General features: G+C 29.7%; 17 protein-coding genes, 4 tRNA genes and 1 other RNA gene. 15 read left to right on the forward strand and 7 right to left on the reverse strand.

From position 1 onward, the window contains the following. The first annotated feature begins 838 nt into the window (after positions 1-838). The 4 genes from V3255_RS01120 to V3255_RS01135 all read left to right on the forward strand — a co-directional run bounded on the left by V3255_RS01120 (position 839) and on the right by V3255_RS01135 (position 5,204). The gene (locus V3255_RS01120; protein ID WP_337902962.1) at positions 839-3,775 is read left to right on the forward strand and encodes an AAA family ATPase; all 2,937 of its coding nucleotides are present in this window, start codon (positions 839-841) and stop codon (positions 3,773-3,775) included. An 83-nt stretch (positions 3,776-3,858) separates the two neighbouring features. Next, positions 3,859-4,011, forward strand: coding sequence for a 50S ribosomal protein L33 (rpmG, locus tag V3255_RS01125; protein WP_010321078.1), 153 nt, complete (start codon positions 3,859-3,861; stop codon positions 4,009-4,011). 1 nt (position 4,012) lies between these two features. Continuing rightward, positions 4,013-5,047 (forward strand): aminopeptidase P family protein, encoded by a 1,035-nt coding sequence (locus tag V3255_RS01130; protein ID WP_341516281.1) that lies wholly within the window; start codon positions 4,013-4,015, stop codon positions 5,045-5,047. Between the two features lie 81 nt (positions 5,048-5,128). Continuing rightward, positions 5,129-5,204, forward strand: a tRNA-His gene (locus V3255_RS01135). 838 nt (positions 5,205-6,042) lie between these two features. Here V3255_RS01135 and V3255_RS01140 read toward each other — a convergent pair. The 5 genes from V3255_RS01140 to V3255_RS01160 all read right to left on the reverse strand — a co-directional run bounded on the left by V3255_RS01140 (position 6,043) and on the right by V3255_RS01160 (position 11,539). Then, positions 6,043-7,047, reverse strand: a complete 1,005-nt coding sequence (locus V3255_RS01140) for an alpha-ketoacid dehydrogenase subunit beta (protein WP_044285882.1) — start codon at positions 7,045-7,047, stop codon at positions 6,043-6,045. Then, a complete protein-coding gene (gene pdhA / locus V3255_RS01145; protein ID WP_333503765.1) occupies positions 7,047-8,171 on the reverse strand; it encodes a pyruvate dehydrogenase (acetyl-transferring) E1 component subunit alpha in 1,125 nt (374 codons plus the stop codon). The genes V3255_RS01140 and pdhA overlap by 1 nt, the downstream gene beginning before the upstream one ends. Before the next feature lie 135 nt (positions 8,172-8,306). After that, the gene (locus V3255_RS01150; protein ID WP_333503764.1) at positions 8,307-8,822 is read right to left on the reverse strand and encodes an adenine phosphoribosyltransferase; all 516 of its coding nucleotides are present in this window, start codon (positions 8,820-8,822) and stop codon (positions 8,307-8,309) included. 18 nt (positions 8,823-8,840) lie between these two features. After that, positions 8,841-10,424 carry an amino acid permease gene (locus V3255_RS01155; RefSeq protein WP_337902961.1) on the reverse strand — a complete coding sequence of 528 codons (1,584 nt, stop codon included), beginning with the start codon at positions 10,422-10,424 and terminating at the stop codon, positions 8,841-8,843. Between the two features lie 71 nt (positions 10,425-10,495). Continuing rightward, positions 10,496-11,539 (reverse strand): hypothetical protein, encoded by a 1,044-nt coding sequence (locus tag V3255_RS01160; RefSeq protein ID WP_337902960.1) that lies wholly within the window; start codon positions 11,537-11,539, stop codon positions 10,496-10,498. A 380-nt stretch (positions 11,540-11,919) separates the two neighbouring features. On the opposite strand from V3255_RS01160, the gene V3255_RS01165 reads away from it, so the two are divergent. The 4 genes from V3255_RS01165 to V3255_RS01180 all read left to right on the forward strand — a co-directional run bounded on the left by V3255_RS01165 (position 11,920) and on the right by V3255_RS01180 (position 13,246). Beyond that, positions 11,920-12,005, forward strand: a tRNA-Leu gene (locus V3255_RS01165). Between the two features lie 3 nt (positions 12,006-12,008). After that, a tRNA-Lys gene (locus tag V3255_RS01170) sits at positions 12,009-12,084 on the forward strand. 53 nt (positions 12,085-12,137) lie between these two features. Then, positions 12,138-13,106: a 6-phosphofructokinase gene (pfkA, locus tag V3255_RS01175; protein ID WP_333503760.1), complete on the forward strand. Its 969-nt coding sequence runs from the start codon at positions 12,138-12,140 to the stop codon at positions 13,104-13,106. A 17-nt stretch (positions 13,107-13,123) separates the two neighbouring features. Continuing rightward, on the forward strand, positions 13,124-13,246 hold the full coding sequence (locus tag V3255_RS01180) for a hypothetical protein (protein WP_282861452.1): 123 nt from the start codon (positions 13,124-13,126) through the stop codon (positions 13,244-13,246). 76 nt (positions 13,247-13,322) lie between these two features. On the opposite strand, the gene V3255_RS01185 is transcribed toward V3255_RS01180, so the two are convergent. Then, the gene (locus V3255_RS01185; RefSeq protein ID WP_333503808.1) at positions 13,323-14,120 is read right to left on the reverse strand and encodes an alpha/beta hydrolase; all 798 of its coding nucleotides are present in this window, start codon (positions 14,118-14,120) and stop codon (positions 13,323-13,325) included. A 134-nt stretch (positions 14,121-14,254) separates the two neighbouring features. On the opposite strand from V3255_RS01185, the gene ffs reads away from it, so the two are divergent. The 6 genes from ffs (at position 14,255) to V3255_RS01215 (ending at position 22,255) form a co-directional block, all read left to right on the forward strand. After that, an RNA gene (gene ffs, locus V3255_RS01190) (signal recognition particle sRNA small type) lies at positions 14,255-14,352 on the forward strand. 20 nt (positions 14,353-14,372) lie between these two features. Then, the gene (locus tag V3255_RS01195; RefSeq protein WP_258825111.1) at positions 14,373-15,476 is read left to right on the forward strand and encodes a YitT family protein; all 1,104 of its coding nucleotides are present in this window, start codon (positions 14,373-14,375) and stop codon (positions 15,474-15,476) included. An 881-nt stretch (positions 15,477-16,357) separates the two neighbouring features. Further along, complete coding sequence (locus tag V3255_RS01200; RefSeq protein ID WP_069099537.1) at positions 16,358-17,803, forward strand: hexose phosphate transporter; 1,446 nt, start codon at positions 16,358-16,360, stop codon at positions 17,801-17,803. A 158-nt stretch (positions 17,804-17,961) separates the two neighbouring features. After that, positions 17,962-18,909: an L-lactate dehydrogenase gene (locus V3255_RS01205; RefSeq protein ID WP_333503758.1), complete on the forward strand. Its 948-nt coding sequence runs from the start codon at positions 17,962-17,964 to the stop codon at positions 18,907-18,909. A 794-nt stretch (positions 18,910-19,703) separates the two neighbouring features. Further along, entirely contained in the window at positions 19,704-21,149 is a 1,446-nt protein-coding gene (locus V3255_RS01210; RefSeq protein ID WP_341516282.1) for a hexose phosphate transporter, read from the forward strand. A gap of 158 nt (positions 21,150-21,307) precedes the next feature. Continuing rightward, entirely contained in the window at positions 21,308-22,255 is a 948-nt protein-coding gene (locus V3255_RS01215; protein WP_333503758.1) for an L-lactate dehydrogenase, read from the forward strand. Between the two features lie 831 nt (positions 22,256-23,086). On the opposite strand, the gene V3255_RS01220 is transcribed toward V3255_RS01215, so the two are convergent. Further along, a tRNA-Leu gene (locus V3255_RS01220) sits at positions 23,087-23,170 on the reverse strand. A gap of 58 nt (positions 23,171-23,228) precedes the next feature. Between V3255_RS01220 and V3255_RS01225 the strand changes: the two genes are divergently transcribed. After that, positions 23,229-26,066, forward strand: coding sequence for a DUF31 family putative serine protease (locus tag V3255_RS01225; protein WP_341516283.1), 2,838 nt, complete (start codon positions 23,229-23,231; stop codon positions 26,064-26,066). The last annotated feature ends 31 nt before the right edge of the window (positions 26,067-26,097 follow it).

Here is a 26,097-nt window from a genome sequence, read left to right on the forward strand (position 1 = left end):
TTTAAATGAAAAATTATTCTTTAGCTTTTTGAAAATAATATAAAAAGCCCTGAGTTTGCCGGATTGATGGCAAAAATTCACTTTTTGGTTAATGTAATTACGAAAAATACCAGTAAATCCGTCTTTTTAACGCTAAAATCTTAATTTTTATTATTTTGAAATTAACCGTTTGCAAAAAAAAAAAAAAAAATGTTTGGTCTAAGAAAAAATTATGTTATAATAACCATCACTAAGAATAATTAATAAATTTTAATATTGAATTAAGGGGGACTTGATTATGTTTTTTGTCTAAAAAATCAGCAAATGCGAATTATCCATTATATTTTTAAATATGATGGAATGCCTTAAATTTGACCGTTTAGAAATCTACAAATTTAAGGCTTTTAGTTATGGCTCTTTCAAAACTTCATATATTTTTTTAGGCTCAATTTAAATATAAATGAGTTTTCTATTTGCATTGAGTTTAAATAGTAGTTGTTTTTTTATTCATGAGTGTTAGATTTAAAATTTAGTTTTTTGCTTTGATAGTTATTATTACTGAGTTTGCCAAAAAAGTTAAAAAGTGCCTAAAACCAGACACTTTTTAAAATTATCTCATCAAACTGGTAAACTCGGCAAAAAAATTAGAGTTTTATTCTTGAATTAGTATTTATAACGTTTTATTTTCAAAGTTTCTAAGTTCTAATTATTTTTAACGGCAAAATTTAAAAAATTAAAAAAGAATGAATCATTTTATGAGTCACAAATGCAAAAAAAATGCTTTTTTTAGCGTTTTTTAGGATAAGTTTAATATAATTTACTTATTTTAAAAATTTAATTTATCAAGAAATACCAAATTATGAAGTTAATTAAAATTGAAATTGAAGGTTTTAAATCCTTTGCCGAACCTGTTAGCATCAAATTTGACGGTTCTATTGTTGGAATAATTGGACCAAATGGTTCTGGAAAATCAAACATAAATGATGCAATTAAATGGGTTTTAGGTGAAAAATCAGCAAAACAACTACGTGGATACAATATGGAGGATGTTATTTTTGCTGGTTCAAAAACAGTTGCTCCTGTTGAAAAAGCGATGGTAAAATTAACATTTAGCGATGAAAGTCGCGAAGATTCTGCCCAAATTTTTACAATTTCACGACTTATTAAAAGAGGTCAGGGGACTAATGAATATTTTTATAATGACCAACCAGTTCGGTATAAAGATATCCGTAATTTAGCAATTGAGGCTGGAATTTCAAAGTCATCCCTCGCAATTATTTCTCAAGGTACAATCTCTGAAATCGCCGAGTCAACTCCTGAGCAAAGAAAGCTTGTAATTGAAGAAGTTGCTGGAACTTCCAAGTACAAAAATGACAAACAAGAAGCTATTGTAAAACTTGATCAAACCCTTATGGGTATTGAAAAAATTGAAATTCGTGTAAAAGAGCTTGAAACTCAAGCAAAACAACTTGAAAAACAAGCAAAAAATGCCAAAATATATTTAGAAAAATCAAAGCAATTAGAATCAGTTGAAGTTGGATTAATTGTTAGTGATATCAAAAAATATCAAGCTGAATTAGAAAAAATTGACGAGCAATTATCACGCCTTAAATTTGAAGAGCCTAAATTTGTAAGTGAAATTGAATCTAATGAAAGAATAATAAATGACAATGTCCAAAAAAGAACACAAACTGATCTAGAAATTACTGAAAAAAGCAATCAAATAAGTAATCTTAAAAGCGAAATTAACAATATAAACTTAACTTATGCTAAAATGACGCAACTTCAGGAAATGATATTATCCCAGCAAATTAACGTTAATTTTGAACAAAAAATAGCCGCTTTAAAGCAAAAGTATGATCAAATTCTAGTTGAAAAAGACAATTTTTCTAACCTAATTAGTCAAAACAAACAAACAAAATCAGAAGTTGCTCAAAGAATTGCTGATCTAAATGCAAAAAAATCAGAAATTGACTCAAAATTAAGTAGTTTAAATTCAGAAAAAATTATAAGTCAAACACAAATTTTTGAACTGCAAAAAACAGTTGAATCTAGGTCTTTTTTACCCAAAGGTACAAAAGTAATCGTTGAAAATAGTCATCTTTTTTCAGGTTATTGTGGTTTTGTTTCTGATTTAATTAAAATTCCACAAAAATATACAGAAGCAATCGAAACTGCTCTTGGCTCAAGTTTGAAACAAATTGTTGTTGAAAAACCAGAAAATGCCGTTGAGGCGATTAATTTTTTGAAAAAAAATCACGCCGGAAGTGCAACATTTATTCCACTTTCAACATTAAAACCGCGATTTATTCCTGATTTGTATTTAACACACCTTCAGACTCAAGAGAGCTTTATCGGAATTGGTTCTAATTTGGTAAATTATGAGAAAAAATACCAAATTCTAGCTGATTTTTTGCTTGGTGGCGTTATTGTTAATGATACAATCGACAATGTTAATAAAATTTCAAAATTTGTCGATCATAAATTTGTTGTTGTCACTTTAGATGGAGATATTGTCCGTACAAGCGGTATAATTTCCGGTGGTTTTAAGCAAAAAAATGATTCAGTTCATTCTTTGGAATTAAGAATTAATGACCTTAAAAATAAGGTGAGTTTTTTTGAGAAAAAAATACAAGAATTTAAGGTAGAATCTAATAATCTTGAACAAACTATTAACAAAGAGTCTTACTTTTTGCAGCAAACACAAATTTCTCTTGATGCATTAGAAAATAAATATAATGCTGCAAAAAATGAGCTTGACAAAATTAGAATTGAAAATGAAGGAATTGAAGCTGTATCGCAAAGTGATGAAATTGATTCAAAAATCAATGAGACTTTAAAACAAAAAATCGAACTTGAAAATTCAATTGCAGCCCTTGAATCTGAACTAAAAATTTTAAACCGGGAAAAACAAGAATACGACTCCCAAATTTCTAAATTAACAGTTTTAGTTCAGCAACTCAATCAAAGTCAGCGAAATGTTAATGCCGAATTAAATCAAAATCAAACAAGCAAAGATAAATATGAGTTCCTTTTATCGAATCTAAATACTACTTTGTCGCAAAAATATAATCTCACCTTTGAATCAGCCCTTGAAACACACCAATTAGAAATTGAAACTCAAGATGCACACGACCTTGTCAATAGTTTAAATTCGGAAATAAAAGCGCTAGGAAATATAAATCTTGATGCAATTGAAGATTTTGAGACCACATCAAATCGACTAGAAAAATTAAAAACTAGTCAGCACGAACTTGAAGTGGCTAGATCAAAAATTTTAGAAGTAATTTCTGATCTTGACAAAATTATAATCGCAAAAACTCAAGAAATTGTTGACCTTGTAAATTCTGAATTTAACTTAGTTTTTCAAAATATGTTTGGTGGCGGAAGTGCTAAAATTTACTTTAGTGACAAAAATGATATTTTGAATTCTGGAATTGAAATAAGCGCTCAACCGCCAGGCAAAACTATCAAAAATATCCGTCTTTTTTCAGGTGGTGAAAAAGCAATAATCGCAATTTCACTATTATTTTCAATTATAAAAGCCCGGCCAATTCCACTTTGTATTCTTGACGAGGTCGAGGCCGCCCTTGATGAGTCTAACGTAATTCGCTATGTTGAATTTTTAAAGCAATTAAAACAAAAAACACAATTTTTAATTATCACTCACCGTCATGGCACAATGTCACGCGTTGATCAACTTTTAGGAATTACAATGCAAAAACGTGGAGTTAGTTCAATTTTTTCTGTTGAACTTTCCAAAGCAAAAGAAATTTTAAAAGACGAACTTCAATAATTTTGCAATTTATTATAATAAAAAGCAAAATTATGTTATAATTATATATTTACTAAGATTTATTTTTTTTAAAAGGAGCCAAAATGCCAAGAGAAGGACTAACATTAAGATGCATTGATTGTAAAATGGAAAATTACATCACTAAAAAAAATAAAAAAACAAAACCTGAAAAAATTGAAGTAAAAAAACACTGCCACAAATGCAACAAACACACTTTACACCGTGAGAAAAAATAATATGAATCCTAAATATTTAAATAAAGCTTTTGAAGAAAATAATTTAGATGTTATAATTTCATTTTCTTACCAAACTCGCCTTTGATTGACAAAAGTTTCTGCTACTGATGGACTTTTATTTATTCAAAAGAGCGATTCTTATTTGTTTGTTGATGGCCGTTATATTGAAGCAGCCCAAAAAAATGCTAAAAATTGCCAAGTTTTACTAATTACCAAGCAAAATCTTGAAGACTTTTTAGCCAAAAAAAAATATCACCGAATTGGAGTTGAGGCTGAATATTTAACAGTTGAACAACTTAATAAAATCAAACAGTGATTCCCTAATTCTGAAATTATCAATTTATCAGCTCAACTTTTTCGAATTATTAAAACTGACGAAGAAATTCAAAACATCCAAAAAGCAGTTAATATTACACTTGAAGCCTACAGCAAAATTTTGCCAAAAATTCAACCAGGACTGACTGAAAAATCAGTTGATATTGAACTAAATTATCAAATGAAATTACTTGGTGCTGAAAAAGAATCTTTTGATTCAATAATTGCAACCGGTCCAAATTCAGCAATGCCTCATTGAAGAGCCAGTTTGGCAAAAATTCTTGACAATGATCTTCTAAAAATTGATTTTGGCGCTCTTTATAATGGTTATTGTGCTGATATTACTAGAACTTCATATCTTGGAAAACTTGAGGCAAAAAAAGAGGAAATTCTTGAAATAGTCAAAAAAGCTGCAGAATTAGGGCGTAAAAAAGTTGCCCCAGGTGTTAAGGCATCAGAAATTGACAAAGCTTGCCGTGATTATATTGACCAAAAATGTTATGGACAATATTTTGTTCATTCAACTGGTCACGGAGTTGGAATTGATATTCACGAATTGCCGGTTGTTAGTGCTAATAGTGATACAATTTTAGAGCCAGGAATGGTTATAACCGTTGAACCTGGAATATATATCCCCGGACTGGGTGGTGCTCGAATCGAGGATGTTGTTCTTGTAACTGAAAATGGATTTAAAACACTTTCTCGCGAAGAAGAATCGTAAAAATCTTATTTTTTTGCAATTAAAATTAGCAAAAAAATAAAAAAATTAATTAAAAATATGTTATAATATTTAATTAATTTGGTGGATGTGGCGAAGTGGCTAACGCATCGGGTTGTGGTTCCGACATACGCGGGTTCGATCCCCGTCATCCGCCCCATTTCTTTAAATAGACCAAAAACAAAACTAGACTTTAAGCAGTCTAGTTTTTTATATTTAGAATTTTTCCCTGACTTTGGCAGTTTAATGGCAAAAATTCACTTTTTAGTGAATGTAAATATGACAAAATACCGCTAAATCCGGGTTTTTTGACCTAAAATCTTAGTTTTATTATTTTAAATTTACCCAATTGCAAAAAAAAAAAAAAATGCTTGGTCTAAAAAAAATTTCTGTTATAATGGAGTCACTAAGAATGAATTAATAAATTTTGTATTGAATTAAGGAGGTATTAAGAATGTTTTTGCTATAAAAAATCAGAAAATGCGAATTATCCATTATATTTTTAAATATAATGGATTGCCATAAATTTAACCGTTTAAAAATCTACAAATTTATGGCATTTAATTATTGTTCTTTCAAAACTTTACATATTTTTTTAGGCTCGCTGCAAATAAAAACGAGTTTTCTATTTGCATTGAGTTTAAATAGTAGTTGTATTTTTTTATGATTTTTGTCAGCGTTTTAAACTAAAAAAGTAGTTTAAAAATTTCATAATTTTGCTTTTTAAGTTAAAGTTTTAGCTTTTTTAGTTTACTTAATAAGTAGATTTTTCTTTCATGATGATTAGTTTAACATTCTGTGTTCTTGCTTTGATAGTTATTTTTCCTGAGTTTGCCAATAAAAGTTAAAAGCTCCTAAAACCGGACACTTTTTTAAGATTATCTCATTAAACTGGAAAACTCAGTTTTTTGTTATAATAAAAACCCCTAAAATCAAAGGACTTTATGATTTTAGGGGTTTATCTTAATAATTAGGGAAATTTTTAAACATGCAAATTATTAAGAGTTCATAATTTGGCGAATTTTATCGATTATTTTTTCTTTTGTAATTGTGTGGAAATTTTCACCTTTTGCTAACGGAACTGTAATGTCATATCCAGTAAGACGAGCAGGAGCTGCTTCTAAATATTCAAATGCTTTTTCGTTAACACGAGTTATAATTTCGGCTGAAACTGAAAAAGATTTAACAGCTTCGTGAACAACTAAAATACGTCCAGTTTTCTTAACTGATTCGATAATAGTTTCAGTATCAACTGGCTTAATTGTTCTTAAGTCAATTAATTCAACATCAACATCTTCAAGTCCAGGAGTTGAACTAAGAGCTTGAATAGCGGCGATTGATTCATGAACTTGAGCACCGTAAGTTACGAGTGTTAAGTCACTTCCTTCTTTAATTACATTAGCTTTTCCGATTGGAACTTCGTAAATTCCAGCAGGAACTTCTTGTTTAAATGCACGGTATATTTTTTTTGGCTCAAGAAATACAACCGGATCTGGGTCATTAATTGCGGCAATTAAAAGACCTTTAGTGTCATATGGAGTTGAAGGCATAACAACTTTTACTCCAGGAATGTGGGCGAACATTGCTTCAATTGCTTCTGAGTGGTGCTCTAGAGCACGAACTCCACCTGCCATTGGCATTCTTAAAACCATTGGCACAGTAAACCGACCACGAGAACGGTTACGATAACGGACTGCGTGAGCAAAAAGCTGTTGAAAGGCAGGGAATGAGAAACCTTGGAATTGCATTTCTGCAATTGGACGTAACCCGGCAATGGCTGCTCCAACTGCAACACCACAAATAGATGCTTCGGCTATTGGGGCGTCTCAAACACGATCAATTCCGTATTTTTTTTGTAATCCTTCAGTTGCACGGAAAACTCCACCTTCAAATCCAGCATCTTCTCCTCAAAGAACAACGCGAGGATCTTTTTCCATCATTAAATCAATAGCATTTGTAACTGCACCGATATTATTTAGAGCGATTTTATCTGAATTTGCCATTATTTAGCTCCTTTAAAAAATTCGATTGCTTCTTGTTTTTGTTCTTCAAGTTCTGGAGGTAAGGTCTCGTATGTGTAATCGAAAATTTCTTCGATTGTTGAATCTAAACCAATTAGAGATTTTTCGTAAGTTTCTTTAACAACAGCTAAAGAATCATCTCAAATTTTTTGTTTTTCTTCTTCAGTTAAAATGCCACGATCAAACATGTATTTTTCAATACGGTGCATTGGCTCTCATTTTTCATGTTCTTTTTCTTCTTCTTCAGTTCGATAAATTCTTGGATTATCAGAAGAAGTGTGAACACCTTGACGTCAAGTAACAAATTCAACAAGAACAGGACCGTTTCCGGCACGAGCATAATCCACTGCTTCTTGAATTACTTCGTAGGAAGCTAAAAGGTCATTTCCGTCAACACGAACTCCAGGCATTCCGGCAGCTTTTGCTTTTGCAGCGATTGTTGAAGCGGCATTTTCGTATTTATTAGGTGTTGAAATTGCTCATTGGTTATTATTTACGCAAAATACAACAGGTCATTTTCAAATACTTGCAATATTTAGAGCTTCGTAAAATTCACCTTCAGCAGTTCCACCATTACCAATAAAACTCATTGAAACAATTTTTTTACCGGTTAATTTAGCAGCATAAGCAATTCCGGCAGCATGTGAAAATTGAGTTCCGATTGGAATGTTAATTGGTAAAACATTAACGCCTTTAGGAATTACATTTCCTTTTTCACTTCCGTTTCAGTATTGCATTTGATTTATCATTGGAACACCAAGATATAACATTGTTGCATTTGAACGGAAAGCAGGAACGAATCAATCTTCTTTTGTAAGCGCCATTCCTGAAGCAACTTGGAGAGCTTCTTCACCAAAGTTAGGGGCAAAAGTTAACATTCGACCTTGACGTTGAAGTTGGGTCATATAAACGTCTTGTTGACGTGATAAAACCATAAATTCATAGGCTTTTTTGATTTGATCAGCAGATAATCTAATATCTTTTTTCTCATCAAGTTCGCCAAAAACAGTCGAAGTTAAGAGATTTCCATCAATATCGAGATACCTAATCATTTCATGGTCTTTGTCCATAATTTGGTCAGGTTTCACGTAACGAAATTTTTCCATGAATCTCCTTTTTTATATTTTTTTAATATTTTGAATTATAAACTCAAAAAAAACAAGAAATTTTTTTAATTTGAGCTTATATTAATATTATAACAAAATTTAAAAATATTGTTATTTATTTTTTAAGGCTAAAAATTACTTTATTTTAATGAGTGAAGTAACCTCATAATTTTCTAATTTTTTTCGACCTTCTAATTGTTCAAGCTCAATTAAAAAGATAATTTTTGAAACAATAGCTCCGGCATTTTCGATCATTTTTGTGATGGCATTTACGGTACCTCCAGTTGCGAGCACATCATCAATAATAGCCACTTTTTGGCCTGGTTTGATCATTCCGGTTTGAACTTCTAGAATTGCAGATCCATATTCTAAATCATAGGCAAATTCTTCGACATCACCTGGCAATTTCCCTGCTTTTCTAACCATTATGAATGGTTTTGAAAGAAAAGCGGCTGTTGGTGTTCCGAATAAAAACCCTCGAGCATCTGGCCCAACAATAATATCTATATCTTTTGCAAGCGATGCCATTTCAACAATTGCATAATTTAAAGCTTTACCATTTGCAAGTAATGGCGAAATATCTTTAAAGCTAATCCCTTTTTTTGGGAAATTATCAACTGTGCGAATATAATTTTCTAAGTTAATTTTCATAACTTTCTTATATTATATTTATAATTTGCTTTTTTTAACAGTTTTTTTTATTTTTTTTGTTAAATAGGTTCAAAATACCGGAAAAACAGGGACAATTATAAATAAAATAAGAACAATAACTTTTGTAACTCTAGTTTTTAGAATTAAGTTAAAATTTTCAATCTCAGGTTGATAAATCAAAATTGTAAAAAGATCGACAATTGGCACAACAACTGCAAATAATAAAATTAATGAAATGCAAATTACAGAAATATAACCAAAAAACAGGAAGTATTTTTGTTTTTCAACAGCAATTTTTTTTGTTTTTCGATTTTTAATACATCCATAAATAGCAGCAGCAATCAGTAAAAAACTAATCAAAGCCGATCAATTGCCAGTAATATCTGCAAATGAATATAAATTATTTAATTTTTGACCATAAGTTCCATATTCTTGATCATCAAAGCCAAAAACACCAATAAGTGTAAAAATAATTAGAGCCAAGACTGAAAAAATAATTAAAAAATAAGTTGAAACAACAGGTTTATTTAAATTTACATATTTTTTTCACCTTTTGAGCAAAAAAAACTCGTTTTTGTGAATTAATTCCTCAAGTGCCCGCGGACCTCACAATGTAAAAACATTGATAATTCCAAGAAGACTAATTCCAATTAGTAAAAAAGTTGTCCCTAAAATTAATTTAATTATAAGTGGATGCCATTTTAATTCATTTTTTGCAATATTAATAAATGACGAAATTGAACCATCGCCAACAATTGAAGTTGCAATTGCAATAAAAAGATATATTATTGTCGTGATTCCAATTCCTAAAAGAATAGCAATTGGCGTTTTTTTAGGTTCTTTCATTTCTGATTGCAAACCAGCGGCAGTAAAAAATCCTTCATATGAAAAAAATATTCCAGCCATTGAAATTAAAACACCAACGCCAGGCAAACTTGAGGAAATTGAAACTCCTTCAGTTTTTATTTTTTCAACACTTGCAAATTCAGGTTGAGAAAGAAGTTTGTTTGAACCACCTTGAAAATATAAAATAAATCCGACAATAACTGTCACAAAAATAGGGATAAATTTTGCAATTAATATAATTTTATTGTGAAATTCAGCGATTTTTGTGTTTAGACTAATTATAAAAAAGTAAATAACAATGGCAATTGAAACAACCAAAACAATAACTCAGTCAAATTTTATATTTCAATCGCTAGATGATTCAAGGCCAAAAGCTGCAATTGCATCTTGCAAAATTTGCATAAAATAAACAGGCAAAACAAAATAAGTAAAGGGTAAATATAAATAAATTATGAAATTTTTTGAAATTTGAAAAAAACTCTCAGAATTAAAGAGTTTATTTCAAATAATGACAGATAAATTTGATTTTTTTGTTGCAGATGAAATTTCAATTAATGCAATTGCCATCGCAACAATTGCAAAACAAGCAAAAACTCAACTTCCAATTGCAAGCCCAAGATTATAACCTGAATTTTCAATAATAGCCTTGGATTTAAAAAAGATTCCCGCACCTATACTTGCGCCAAGGACGATTAAAAGAGCGCCAAAAAAGGTGATTTTCTGAGACTTGTTCTTTCCAAGCGTTCCTGTTGCCATATTTTTCCCTTCTTGAAGTTGGATAATATTATATCATATTTTTCAAAAAGTTCTATAAATTTAAAGGTTTTTTACTCTTGAATCAATGGCAAAAAATATTTTTTCACTAAATTTGTCTTGTCTTCTCCCATAATTGAAAAAGGTGAGTCTATTCCAAATTTATCGTATTTATCTTTTAAATTTTCTGTAAAAAATTGGAAAAATTTGGCATAAGCTAACTGGTTATTTATATAAAGTTTGGGTTCATTTAGAAAAACATAGTCAGAATTCATCGAATAGTGAATTTTAGGGTCAAAAAACTCTTTCAAAAATTGATTAATTTCATTGGCTAATGATTTTAAAGTTAAAAAATTATTTTCTTTAACAGTTTTTAGTTTTTCTTTAAGGGCTTGAATTTCTTGGTCAATTTTTTGAACTAAAGCGGAAAAATCACTCTTTTTAGGTTTATTTTTGTCTTGTTTTTCAGATTTGGTTTTTAAGTTTTCTTTTTGTTCAAAAAGTTCTTTAATTTGCTGACTTATTTTATTTTCTTCCTTTTTTGAGTCATCTGATTTTATAGCAAAATCAATGATTGAAACAATAATATTTCTTGTAAGTTCTTGGCTTAATTTAATAAAATGCAGGTAAAATCTAGCAATATTTATGTGCAAAATTAATTTAATTACCGGGTTTCACTGTCTTTTTTTGGCTATTAGTTTTTCTTCGATAAAAAGATGTTTTTCCTTATTTTTTAAAAATTCATCTAAACTTTTTGATTTATATATGTTTATTTGTTCTTGGTAAAATTCTTTGTCATCTAAATTATTAATATTTAAATCTGTTATATTAATAGTTCCAAAATTTTCATCAAAATATTGGCCATCATCATTTGCGCCAAGATTTAAACTTAAGTCAATATTTTTAATTTTTTCTTTTAAACTAAGAAAAAGAACCTTTTTTTGGCTAAAATCCATGCTACTATAATATGTATTAAAAAATTGAACTAGAATTTCTTCAAGACCAAAATAGTCTTTTTCCTCAATTTGCCCAATTTTTAGCTCTTCAATTTTGCTTTGATCTAAAATTCCGCTAAATTTTGTCCTTGGTTTTTCTTGATTTTTTGGCAATCCTTTCATAATTGTTTCAAAAACAAACGGTTTTAATTTATCTGTGCTACTTTTTATTTTCCCCTTGTTTTGTGAATGGATCGAGTTTATATTAATTTTAAAGCAGCTTACAAATAAAAAAACAGGCAAAATCCAGGTTAATTTGAAAAAAAAGAAAATTTTAATATTTTTTTTGAGTTTATGCATTATAATTTATATTTGCTGTTTTTATCTATATTTTTTTAAAACAGTGAAAAAAGCGATTTTTTTACTTTTTTTGGGAAAAAATCTAAATATAACTGATTTTAATTTGGTTTTTCGTTAAGCAAATTAAAAAAATATTAAAAAAAAACTTTTTTTCTTTTTTTGTGATATAATGTTATATGCTTTTAACTGAACAAACCATTAGTGCTCGAGTGGTGGAATGGTAGACACAAGGGACTTAAAATCCCTTGGGAGTAATCCCGTGCTGGTTCGAGTCCAGTTTCGAGCACCAAAAGCGCCCTTAGCTCAGCAGGTAGAGCAAATGACTTTTAATCATTGGGTCAGAGGTTCAAATCCTCTAGGGCGTACCATTTCAAATTTATTTGTCCAACGTTTTTATAATTTTTCATTAAAAAGGCTTAAAATGTCAAAAAAAATAGCAATTTTAACTTCTGGTGGCGACTCACCAGGAATGAATTCTGCTATAAGTGCTATTGTTAAGTCCGCACTTAATTCAGGATTTGAACCATATTTAATTTTAGAAGGCTACCTTGGAATTTTAAATAAAAATATTATATTAGCCTCTGAATTTCCGTATAACGGTATCTCTAGTTTTGGTGGCACAGCAATTGGTTCTACCCGTTTTCCGGAATTTAAAGACGAAGAAATTCAAAAAAAAGCCGCAAAAATCTTAACAGATATGGGTATTTCTTCTTTAATTGTTATTGGTGGAGATGGAACTTACAAAGGTGGTTATAAACTTCATTTGCAAGGAATCAAAGTAATTGCTCTACCAGGAACAATCGATAATGATATTCAATTTACTGATTATACAATTGGATTTGATTCAGCTTTAAATACAATTGTAGAAAGTGTTGACAAATTAAGAGATACTGCTAATTCCCATCGACGTTGTTTTGTTGTTGAAGTTATGGGGCGTCATTGTCCAGATTTAGCTTTGTATTCAGCAATTGCAACTGGAAGTGAACTTGTTATTACTAACACAAATCGTCTAAGTGCAGAAGAAGCATCAAAAATTGTTCTCGAGCAATTTAAAAAAGGTAAGCCGAGCGTTATTATTACAGTTTTAGAGTATGTTTTACCAAATTTAAAAGAATTTGCTACTCAAATTGAAAAATTAACTAATATAACAACAAGAGCTTTTGAAGTTGGGCATATTCAAAGAGGCGGAAGACCTTCGGCATTTGACCGAATATTAGCAACTAAGATGGCAATTAAAGCAATTGAGTTAATTGATGAAGGTAAATCAGGACTTGCAATTGGTTATTTAAATGGAAAAATTCAAGCTCACGATATAACCAAAGTAGTTTCGACCTCAGTTGAAAGAACAGGCGAATTAGCTCAAAAAATTAACAAAATTAACCAAAATTAATTTAGAAAAGGTATAAAGTGCGTAAAATTAGAAAACTTCAAATGCAAAAAAGGCGAGAAGCACGAAGACTTAAAACTTCTAAAGCCGCTAAAAAATTAAATGCAAAATTACAACTTTTAGTCGAAAAAAGTTTGGAATAATTTAAAAATAGTTAAATAAAAAAGGTGAAAATCACCTTTTTTATTTAAGAATTTGAACTGAAAAACTAAAAATTAACTATTTTTTTAGGAAATCAATAAAAATTCTGTTGAAATATTCAGGATTTTCTGTATAAATCAAGTGACCAGTTTTTGGTATGATTTCGGTTTGGACGTGTGGAATTAGACTTTCAAAATATGACTTAGTTTCTTGTTGTAGAACAATTCCATCTTTTTCACCTAAAACAAGAAGAGTTGGACATTTTATTGATTTAATTCCGTCCTCAATTTGATCCATCATATTATTTTTTAGTAAATTTTTACTGAGAGTTACAATATAGTAATTATTAAAATATTCGTAATTAAAGGTGGCTTTTGCTCATTCTAAATATTTAGGATCTTTATATTTTTCTTTATCATATTCATAAATAGGCAAAAATTCTAGCATTTCTTCAGGTGTTTTTGGGAAGAATTTTTCGTAAAATAAATCTTTTAGTGGCAAATTAGCTTTATTCATAGGGCCAATGAAAACCATTTTTGAAATTAATTCAGGAATTCTTTTATAAACTAAAGCACCATATCCGCCTCCCATTGAGTGGCCAACTAAAACAACGTTTTTAATATTTAATTTTTTAATAAATTCAACTGTCAAATCTGCATAATAATCGACATAAAGTTGTTCGTCTTTTGCGGGAGTTAAATTATTTCCTGGAAGTGTGTGGGCATAAAAATTTACGCCAATTTCTTTGCTAATTGAGTCAATTACACCGCCAAAAATTTTATGACTTGAGTTAAAACCGTGACAAAAAACAATATTAATTTTGTTGTATGGACTTTGATTCATTATAAAAGGGTATGGTCAAATTGAATTAGACATTTTCTGTTCTCCTTTATGATTTTTCATGTATTAAAATGTGCTTTTAAAATATTTTTTTGTATATTTAAAAATAATTATAAAGTAAAAAAATTTTTTTGATTTTTTTATTTCAAAAAAAATAAAAAGTGATACAATATTAGTGCCACTAAAATAATAACCTTGTAACCTGGTCAGGATAGAAATATAGCAGCCATATCGAGAAGTATTGTGTTTAGTGGTCTTTTTAATCTTTGAAAAGGTAAAAAAAACACTATGTCTTCTCGGCAATCTAATAAATCAAGCAACGGACATTGTTCTTGTTCTAATCAGAAAAACCATAATTTAGCTAAATGTTTAAAAAATCAACTTGTTTTACGTGCAGAACGTGAAATTTTTAATCATAATCAAAGCAAAATAAACCTGAAAAATTTCTGGAAAAGACGAACCCTTTCAATCACAATGATGGCTATTTCGGCATTATTTTTTACATTAGGGGTTATTTTTTTCTTAGGAGTTGCAAAAACTGTCCCAACAGGTGTTTCAGCAATTCCAGCACTTACTATAATAATAATTAATTCTCAATATGAAGTAAGTATTGGCTGAAGTTTTGCAATAATTTACTTTGTTATTAATATTCCTTTAATAATTTTTATTCTAGTTAAAGTCTCGAATAAAAGTTTTAGCTATCTTACTTTCATTTGACTTTTTTTTCAAATTGTTTGAAACCAGGTTTTTTCTCTTGATACCCCAATAAGAACATTTTTAATTAACAATATTTTAATTCCAAACCAACAAGGTTCCTGGACTATTTTCTATTATACAATTATTGGTGCCATTTTGTCTGGTTGATCTATCGGAATGGCTTGAAAATTCGGTGGTTCTTGTGGAGGAACTGATTATATAACTTATTATATTGCGCTAAAATATCGCAAACCTATTGGCAAAATAATGTTTAGTATTTCGATATTTTTTGGGCTTTTTTCAATTGTTATCCTTTATTTTTTTGAACCTTCACAAGTTGATGGTCAACTTTTGGGTCAAAAATTAGCGGCTGTTTTTATTTATTTAATTGTAAGTTCGTCAATTGTCAGCCGAATTTATCCAAAATACGGAAAAATTCTTTTAAAAATTTATACTAATCACCCAGAAAAAATTGTTGAACATCTTAAATCAATAAAATACTGGCACTCATATAATATTTGAGAAGGTGTTTCTGGATACACCGGCCAAAAACAATGAAGAGTTGAAACAATTATTTACATAATTGAAAAAAACGCAATTTTAGAAGAAATTGCAAAAGCAAACGTTAGTTTTTGGTATTCAGCAACTAAAATCTTACAAACAACAGATCGCTTTGATGCAACAAAAATTAATTAAATTTTCACTTTTTAATTAATTTTTTGCTTTTTTAGTTGAGTATTTTTACACTAGTTTTAAATTCAGCAAAGATTTTTTGATAGTCTAATTAAGACTGTTAAAAAATCTTTGCTTTTTATTTTTATCCTTAAATTAAAAACTGAAATTTTTTTAAATTTTTGCTGAGTTTGACAGTTTGAGGCAAAAATTCACTTTTTAGTGAATATAAACATGCAAAAATACCGGTAAATCCGGGTTTTTTGGCTAAAATCTTAATTTTTATATTTTAAGATTAACTTGTTGCAAAAAAAAAAAAAAAAGTTTGGTTTAAAATAAAATTATGTTATAATTAGTCTCACTAAGAATAAATTAATAAATTTTGATATTGAATTAGGGGGGGATTAGTTATGTTTTTTGTCTAATAAAATTAGATAGTGCGAATTATCCATTATGTTTTTAAATATAATGGAATGCCTTAAATTTACCCGTTTAGAAATCTTAAAATTTAGGGCTTTTGGTTATTGTTCTTTCAAAACTTCATATGTTTTTTTAGGCTCGATGCAAGTAAAAACGAGTTTTCTTTTTACATTGAGTTTAAATAGTAGTTGTATTTTTTTATGATTTTAGTTATTTAGTCCATAAATTGACTTTTGCCAGTGTTTTGACTAAAAAAGGTAATTTAAATATTTTGTAATTTTGCTTTTTAAGTTAAAAAAGTGCCTAAAAACCAGACACTTTTTTAAGATTACCTCATCAAACTGGGAAACACGGGAAATACTGAAATTTTTTTAAATTTTTTAAACAAAATGTTCCAGTTTGATATTTTTTTAAATTTTTACTATATAATTTTAAGCAGAGTTATTAACTCTGTACACATTTTTAAAATTTAGGAACTAAATTATATGAATGATAATTTTATTTTAAAATTTGCTTCAAAAAACATAAAAGAAAAAAAATTAACTTTCAGTACCGGCCTAATTCTGTGAGCGTTAATTGTTTTTGCTTATATGATTTTTGTCATAAATTGAGGATTTGCATCAGCTGGACTCAACGGAAAAGCTGGTGTAAGTGGATATTTAGGACATTTTTTTCCAGATGCTAGTGCTGCGCCTGGAACTGTGGTTAATCAAGCAGTTAACTGAGGAATTACAATCGGTCGTGGAATTGGATCGATTCTAGTTGGTTGATTTATTGTAAAAATTTCGCATAAATATACTGTAGTATTGTCGCTCGTTTTAATGCTTTTTGGAATAGCAGCGCCTTATTCACCAACTTATGCAGGGTTTATAATTTTAAGAACTATTTTTGCAATTGGTGGAACAATGCAAATTGTTTTAATTCAACCAGTTGTTTCAAATTACTTAAATCCACGTCAAAAAGCGGTAATTTCACAGTTTTCACCGTTTTTTTACCCAATTGGAACAATAATTACACTTATTCCTTTTATATTGAATGATGTAATTCAAGCTTCTGTTCGTTCACATTGACAAACAATTTTCCTAGTAATTGGACTTTTAACACTTATTCCTTTAATTGGTTACATAATTTTAGGAGCAAAATTTGACCTGTATCCTTCAGCTTTAGCAAATCAAGCTAAACAAGAAAAGCTAACTTTAACAAGCTTTTTTAAACAAAAAGATACTTGATATTGAACAATTGTTTATGGTTCATGACTTATTGCGGTTGTTTTCCCCTTTACATTTTCTAAGCCAATTTTTGCTCGTCTAATTGGTGATAGTGCCAATACTTTTAACCAAAAAATCTCAGTTTTCCTAATTGTTTTCTTATCAGGAATGTTTGTTGGTCCATTTACAGTCGGATTGTTTTCAAAATATAAACTTCAAAGACGTAAATATATAACAACAGTTATTTCCCTTGGTGTTCTTTTTTATGTTCTTGCTACCGTTGTTTTTGTTACAAAAGTAGGAAAAGACCCTCTAAGTGCAGAAACTTACAAAGATGGTTGAACTTGATTATTTTTAATTTTAGGTCTTTTTATGGGAATTTGTCTCTGAGGTATTCAAGGTGTAATTCTTAATTTACCTCACGAATATCCAGGCGCAAATCCTAAAAGAGTCGGATTCCAATTTGGTCTTATTTGAGGACTAGGGTATGCTGCCTTTACAGTAGCAACAATAATAACTTCATTAATTAATACGCCTCCAGGGGTAGATCTAAAAACAGCAGTTAGTGCCGAAAATGTTGATGGATATGCCTTAGGTGCTTATATTGTAATTATTGGATTTTCACTTGCTTCTGCAATCGGTCTTGCCTTTATAAAAGAACCTCATCCAAACTATAAGAAACTTTTAAAAATCCGTAAACTCTCAGATATTGAACGTATTTAATATTAAAAAAAATTTCATTTTTTTCAATTAATTTGTAAAAAACAAGCAAAAGTATATTTTTGCTTGTTTTTTATTCAAAAATGTATTAAAATATTAGACATAACATTGATATTTAATATTTTTGTTATAACCATTATTAAAAAACTAGGAGATACAATATGAAGCCAATCAAAATCGCTCTAATCGGCGCAGGAAATGTTGGAAATTCATTTCTTTATGCAGCAATGAATCAAGGTCTTGCATCTGAATACGGAATTATCGATATAAACCCTGATTTTGCAGAAGGAAATGCATTTGATTTTGAGGATGCCTCCGCTTCACTTTTGCGTCCTTTTTCAGTTCGCCGTTATGAGTATAGCGACCTAAAAGATGCAGATTTTATTTTAATTACAGCGGGAAGACCTCAAAAACCAGGTGAAACTCGACTTCAGTTAGTTGCAGATAATATTCGAATTATCCGTGATATTGCTTTTAAAGTAAAAGAAAGTGGCTTTAGCGGGATTACTGTTATTGCCTCAAACCCTGTTGATGTTATTACTCGTGCTTACCGTGATGCTTCAGGATTTTCTGACCAAAAAGTTATTGGAACAGGAACAATTCTTGATACTGCAAGACTTCAATTTGAAATTGCAAAAAGATTAAAAATTGCCCCAAATTCAGTTCAGGCTTACGTAATGGGTGAGCATGGTGATTCATCTTTTGTTGCATATTCTAACATTAAAATTGCAGGTGAATGCTTCTGTCATTTTTCAGAGCTAACCGGAATTAACAGCTCAAATTACGAAAAAGAGCTTGAATATCCAGTTTCACGTCGCGCTTATGAAATAATTAACAGAAAAAGAGCAACATTTTACGGAATTGGTGCTGCATTAGCGCGAATTGTAAGCAACATTATCAACGACACAAAGAATATTCTAATTGTCGGCGCGAATTTACGTGGTCAGTACGGCTTTGATGGCGTAAATATTGGAGTTCCAGCGGTCCTTGGTGCAAATGGTATTGAAAAAATCATTGAAATTACACTCAATGATAAAGAAAAAGAAAAATTCGCAAAATCAGTCGAAATTGTCGATACTATTTACAAAGACGCTATGAAAAATCTTTAGTTTTCAAAGTCACACACTTAAAATTTAAAGAAAAGCACTCCAAATCGGGGTGCTTTTCTTTAAATTCTTTTTAATCCCGAGTTTGACAGTTTGAGGCAAAAATTCACTTTTTAGTGAATATAAACATGCAAAAATACCGGTAAATCCGGGTTTTTTGGCTAAAATCTTAATTTTTATATTTTAAGATTAACTTGTTGCAAAAAAAAAAAAAAGTTTGGTTTAAAATAAAATTATGTTATAATTAGTCTCACTAAGAATAAATTAATAAATTTTGATATTGAATTAGGGGGGGATTAGTTATGTTTTTTGTCTAATAAAATTAGATAGTGCGAATTATCCATTATGTTTTTAAATATAATGGAATGCCTTAAATTTACCCGTTTAGAAATCTTAAAATTTAGGGCTTTTGGTTATTGTTCTTTCAAAACTTCATATGTTTTTTTAGGCTCGATGCAAGTAAAAACGAGTTTTCTTTTTACATTGAGTTTAAATAGTAGTTGTATTTTTTTATGATTTTAGTTATTTAGTCCATAAATTGACTTTTGCCAGTGTTTTGACTAAAAAAGGTAATTTAAATATTTTGTAATTTTGCTTTTTAAGTTAAAAAAGTGCCTAAAAACCAGACACTTTTTTAAGATTACCTCATCAAACTGGGAAACACGGGAAATACTGAAATTTTTTTAAATTTTTTAAACAAAATGTTCCAGTTTGATATTTTTTTAAATTTTTACTATATAATTTTAAGCAGAGTTATTAACTCTGTACACATTTTTAAAATTTAGGAACTAAATTATATGAATGATAATTTTATTTTAAAATTTGCTTCAAAAAACATAAAAGAAAAAAAATTAACTTTCAGTACCGGCCTAATTCTGTGAGCGTTAATTGTTTTTGCTTATATGATTTTTGTCATAAATTGAGGATTTGCATCAGCTGGACTCAACGGAAAAGCTGGTGTAAGTGGATATTTAGGACATTTTTTTCCAGATGCTAGTGCTGCGCCTGGAACTGTGGTTAATCAAGCAGTTAACTGAGGAATTACAATCGGTCGTGGAATTGGATCGATTCTAGTTGGTTGATTTATTGTAAAAATTTCGCATAAATATACTGTAGTATTGTCGCTCGTTTTAATGCTTTTTGGAATAGCAGCGCCTTATTCACCAACTTATGCAGGGTTTATAATTTTAAGAACTATTTTTGCAATTGGTGGAACAATGCAAATTGTTTTAATTCAACCAGTTGTTTCAAATTACTTAAATCCACGTCAAAAAGCGGTAATTTCACAGTTTTCACCGTTTTTTTACCCAATTGGAACAATAATTACACTTATTCCTTTTATATTGAATGATGTAATTCAAGCTTCTGTTCGTTCACATTGACAAACAATTTTCCTAGTAATTGGACTTTTAACACTTATTCCTTTAATTGGTTACATAATTTTAGGAGCAAAATTTGACCTGTATCCTTCAGCTTTAGCAAATCAAGCTAAACAAGAAAAGCTAACTTTAACAAGCTTTTTTAAACAAAAAGATACTTGATATTGAACAATTGTTTATGGTTCATGACTTATTGCGGTTGTTTTCCCCTTTACATTTTCTAAGCCAATTTTTGCTCGTCTAATTGGTGATAGTGCCAATACTTTTAACCAAAAAATCTCAGTTTTCCTAATTGTTTTCTTATCAGGAATGTTTGTTGGTGCATTTACAGTCGGATTGTTTTCAAAATATAAACTTCAAAGACGTAAATATATAACAACAGTTATTTCCCTTGGTGTTCTTTTTTATGTTCTTGCTACCGTTGTTTTTGTTACAAAAGTAGGAAAAGACCCTCTAAGTGCAGAAACTTACAAAGATGGTTGAACTTGATTATTTTTAATTTTAGGTCTTTTTATGGGAATTTGTCTCTGAGGTATTCAAGGTGTAATTCTTAATTTACCTCACGAATATCCAGGCGCAAATCCTAAAAGAGTCGGATTCCAATTTGGTCTTATTTGAGGACTAGGGTATGCTGCCTTTACAGTAGCAACAATAATAACTTCATTAATTAATACGCCTCCAGGGGTAGATCTAAAAACAGCAGTTAGTGCCGAAAATGTTGATGGATATGCCTTAGGTGCTTATATTGTAATTATTGGATTTTCACTTGCTTCTGCAATCGGTCTTGCCTTTATAAAAGAACCTCATCCAAACTATAAGAAACTTTTAAAAATCCGTAAACTCTCAGATATTGAACGTATTTAATATTAAAAAAAATTTCATTTTTTTCAATTAATTTGTAAAAAACAAGCAAAAGTATATTTTTGCTTGTTTTTTATTCAAAAATGTATTAAAATATTAGACATAACATTGATATTTAATATTTTTGTTATAACCATTATTAAAAAACTAGGAGATACAATATGAAGCCAATCAAAATCGCTCTAATCGGCGCAGGAAATGTTGGAAATTCATTTCTTTATGCAGCAATGAATCAAGGTCTTGCATCTGAATACGGAATTATCGATATAAACCCTGATTTTGCAGAAGGAAATGCATTTGATTTTGAGGATGCCTCCGCTTCACTTTTGCGTCCTTTTTCAGTTCGCCGTTATGAGTATAGCGACCTAAAAGATGCAGATTTTATTTTAATTACAGCGGGAAGACCTCAAAAACCAGGTGAAACTCGACTTCAGTTAGTTGCAGATAATATTCGAATTATCCGTGATATTGCTTTTAAAGTAAAAGAAAGTGGCTTTAGCGGGATTACTGTTATTGCCTCAAACCCTGTTGATGTTATTACTCGTGCTTACCGTGATGCTTCAGGATTTTCTGACCAAAAAGTTATTGGAACAGGAACAATTCTTGATACTGCAAGACTTCAATTTGAAATTGCAAAAAGATTAAAAATTGCCCCAAATTCAGTTCAGGCTTACGTAATGGGTGAGCATGGTGATTCATCTTTTGTTGCATATTCTAACATTAAAATTGCAGGTGAATGCTTCTGTCATTTTTCAGAGCTAACCGGAATTAACAGCTCAAATTACGAAAAAGAGCTTGAATATCCAGTTTCACGTCGCGCTTATGAAATAATTAACAGAAAAAGAGCAACATTTTACGGAATTGGTGCTGCATTAGCGCGAATTGTAAGCAACATTATCAACGACACAAAGAATATTCTAATTGTCGGCGCGAATTTACGTGGTCAGTACGGCTTTGATGGCGTAAATATTGGAGTTCCAGCGGTCCTTGGTGCAAATGGTATTGAAAAAATCATTGAAATTACACTCAATGATAAAGAAAAAGAAAAATTCGCAAAATCAGTCGAAATTGTCGATACTATTTACAAAGACGCTATGAAAAATCTTTAGTTTTCAAAGTCACACACTTAAAATTTAAAGAAAAGCACTCCAAATCGGGGTGCTTTTCTTTAAATTCTTTTTAATCCCGAGTTTGGCAGATTGATGGCAAAAATTTAGTTTTTAGTGAATATAAATATGCAAAAATATCTGTAAATCCGGGTTTTTGAAGCTAAAACATTAATTTTTATAGTTTTGAAATTAGCCGTTTGTAAAAAAAAAAAAAAAAATGCTTGGCCTAAAATAAAATTATGTTATAATAACACTCACTAAGAATAAATTAATAAATTTTGAGATTAGAATTAAGGGGGAATTAGTTATGTTTTTTGCTTAATAAGCTCAGATAGTGAGAATTTTCCGTTATATTTTTAAATATGATGGTATGCCTTAAATTTACCCGTTTAGAAATCTTTAAATTTAGGGCTTTTGGTTATTGTTCTTTCAAAACTTCATATATTTTTTTAGGCTCAATTTAAATAAAAATGAGTTTTCTATTTGCATTGAGTTTAAATAGTAGTTGTATTTTTTTGTGAATTTTGTCAGTGTTTTAAACTAAAAAAGTAGTTTAAAAATTTCGTAATTTTGCTTTTTAAGTTAGAATTTTAGCTTTTTTAGTTTGTTTTATTTGATTAGTAAGTAGATTTTTCTTTTGTGAGTGTTATATTTAAAATTCAGTGTTTTTGCCTTGATAGTTATTTTTCTTGAGTTTCCGAGTTTGATGGCAAAAATTAAGACAAAGGGTTGAATTTAACAGTTCAAATTTAAAGAAAAGCACTCCAAATCAGAGTGCTTTTCTTTAAATTATTTATAATTAAATTAATAATAATGAGGGTATACTATATTTGGTGGCTCATATCGGACTCGAACCGATACGCATTGCTGCAGCAGGTTTTGAGTCTGCCGTGTCTACCATTCCACCAATGAGCCGTAAAAAGTTTTTAAAATTTATTGTTTTAAAGATAATTATAATATAATTATATCAATCATGGCAAAAAAACAAAATAAATCTTTGAAAAAAATACTAATTAAAATTCTCCCGCTAGTTGGAATTTCAACTACATTTTTTATCGCTTCTTGCACACCGCTTGGTGCGGTCAATGGAATTCTCAAGCGAACACTCGAAATTGGCCAATCAAACCCTTGAGATCAAGAACTGAATCTAAAGAACCCTTTAGATTCAATAATTTCAGGTAAAGTTGCTTTAGGTAGCAGACTTAAGGCATCTGATTTTTTAAAACAGTATTCAACCTTAGATTTAGATGATAATTTGAATGGAATAACTCACCGCATGTTAAATAGGAGAAGTTCATTTTTAGATTCAGCAATTCTTTGAACTTTTATCCCAGGTGTTGATAATTTTGACTTAAATGCAAAATTTGACTTAAAAATTACCCCAGTTACAAATTCTGCTAATGATTTTTACGGTTCAATTAAAGTTAAGGTTGACTCTTATAATAAAGACACACAAACTTTGGTTCAATCAAAAGAGTTTGTTGTTAACGGCTTTGAAACTGATCAAACCGGAATTTATGCTTATAAAGAAAGAATTCAAACCGCTTTTGAAAAAATAGATACTTTAGAATTAAAAAATCAGGAAACTTTTGATATTGACTCATTAAAATCTGACTCAGATATTTGGGAATATATAAATTTACCATCAAATTTTGAAAAAATTGACATAACTAAGCTTAGAAATTCAGATCAATTTGATGTTCCAAGTCAACAACAAGGAGTCCCAAACATTCAAGATATTGCCAAAAATCCTTACCGTTTAAAGGTTAAAAATTTTTATTATTTAAAAGCAACAATTTTAAAAGACTCATATGATTCCCAAACTGGCAATGTCGATGTTGTTCTGTCAATTTATCATGATTCATACCATAATTTTGTTTCAAAAATTGTAAAACTCAATATTAAGCCAAGACAAAATCTAAAAAAATTAATTGAAATTAAAAGTTTTAAACTTAAAGATGAGTATTCTAACTTTTTGCCATCTTTTTTAATAAATTCCTCTGAAAATTCAGGTGAGGAATTATCTAAATATATCGATTTTGGTGATTTAAATCACACAATGTATCACATCAAAAAAGTTCCCTCACTTTCAAATGATCAAAATGGTGATTTTTACCTAATTTTAAGTCCAAAAGAAAACGACTTAACTTCAGGTCCAACAAGTCCTGGTCAAATTATTAAAGTTGAAGGGTTTAACTCATATGATAAGATATTTGCATCAAGCGAATTTACAAGTCAAATCAATTTTAACTTTATTGATTCTTGATATAAATTACCTACTACAGCAAATATTTCAGAAAAACTAAAAAATATTTCACAAAGTTTAAACTCTTCAAGTGATGCACTTTTATGGCCACTTTTTGGTCAAGCAGTCAAAAAAACACTATCAGAACCGACACTTTTTAAAAATACTGCAGAATTAAGTAATTTTGAAAAATTAAATTATAGTTATGGTAGATTAGCTGATTTTAAAATTGATGAGTCAGGAGTTTCATTTCACTTTGGTAATTCAGTTGAAGACTTTTACAAAATTAACGTAAAGTTTACCAACACTAATGAAAGTAAAAATATTATTGAAGATTTTGGTGCAAAAGTTCTTGGAAAAAATATAATTAATGACTCATTGCGTTCAAGATCAATGGTAATTCAGTTACGTTCAAATGCTTTTGACCCAAGAACTAATTCAAATACAACCCGAATTACCTCAGGAACAGCTTGAGTTTTTGATCGAAAATTAAAACCTGATCCTCAAAATTCAGGAAAATTTTTACCTACTAACACTTATTATCTTGCCACAAATTTGCATGTTGTTTCAGATTTAATTAACAAACCGGATCAAATTTATTCATTTTCTTATTTACTTGATGGAAATTTGCAAAAGTTAGATGACATTAGTTTTGATGATACTAATTTATTCCGTCGTTTTGATCGAATTTCAAAAACTGAAGGAAACAGAGATTTTTTACCCCCTGAAGGATTTCAGTATATAAACTCTGAGTCAAAAAAATTCTGAAATAATTTAAAAATTAATCCAATTGGCCTAGATATGCCCGACAGAGGAAAATTTCGTGATATCGCAATAATTGAAGTAACTTTTCCTGATGATGAACAGATAAAAAATCCATTTAATATTGGCATTCCCTTTTTAGATTTTTTAGGTGATGGTGAGGATTCATACATAAAAAATATTCCCGATGCTGTTCGACATTACAATGAAGCTCCACTTGATGTTTTAGTAACAAATAAATTTCTCCCTACTTTTACAAAAGGAAGCCAACTTAAGACCTCAAAAATTGAATCAGCTTTACCATTGCATGCTTATTTAGGTGGTTTTTTAGGTGGATTTGACTGAATTACTGACGATAAAAATTCATTTGTTACAGTCGATGAACTAAAAAAAGACAATCAGTTCAAACAAGATAATTCACTTAAACCTTTTCAAGGGGCAACTTCAATTTCACTTCCTGGACTTCGTGGCGGGCGCGGAATGTCTGGTTCGCTCGTTGTAAATGAATATAACCAAGTTATCGGTATTTTTTGGGGTGGATATTTCCCGCAGACAACTCCAGGGAGAAGTCAACTTGTTAAAGGAATTGGTCAATTTGACCCAATTGGTGTAAAAGTTGACAACAATCCAACAGTTTTAGCCAAATGACTTGCTCAAACAAAAGATATTCAAACTGATTTGGACAGAACTTCTGAAAAAGTCTTTTCCCTTGAGGATCCAGCCCAAATTGAAAGACTAGCTCACTCAGCACGTTGGCTTAAATTTTCTAACAATCAAAATCCTCAAGCAACCGCCGATGTTTAACTTTTATTTTTAAAATTTATAAAAAAATTTA

Origin of the sequence: Mesomycoplasma ovipneumoniae, from assembly GCF_038095975.1 — a bacterium.
GTDB classification, from domain to species: domain Bacteria; phylum Bacillota_I; class Bacilli_A; order Mycoplasmatales; family Metamycoplasmataceae; genus Mesomycoplasma; species Mesomycoplasma ovipneumoniae_C.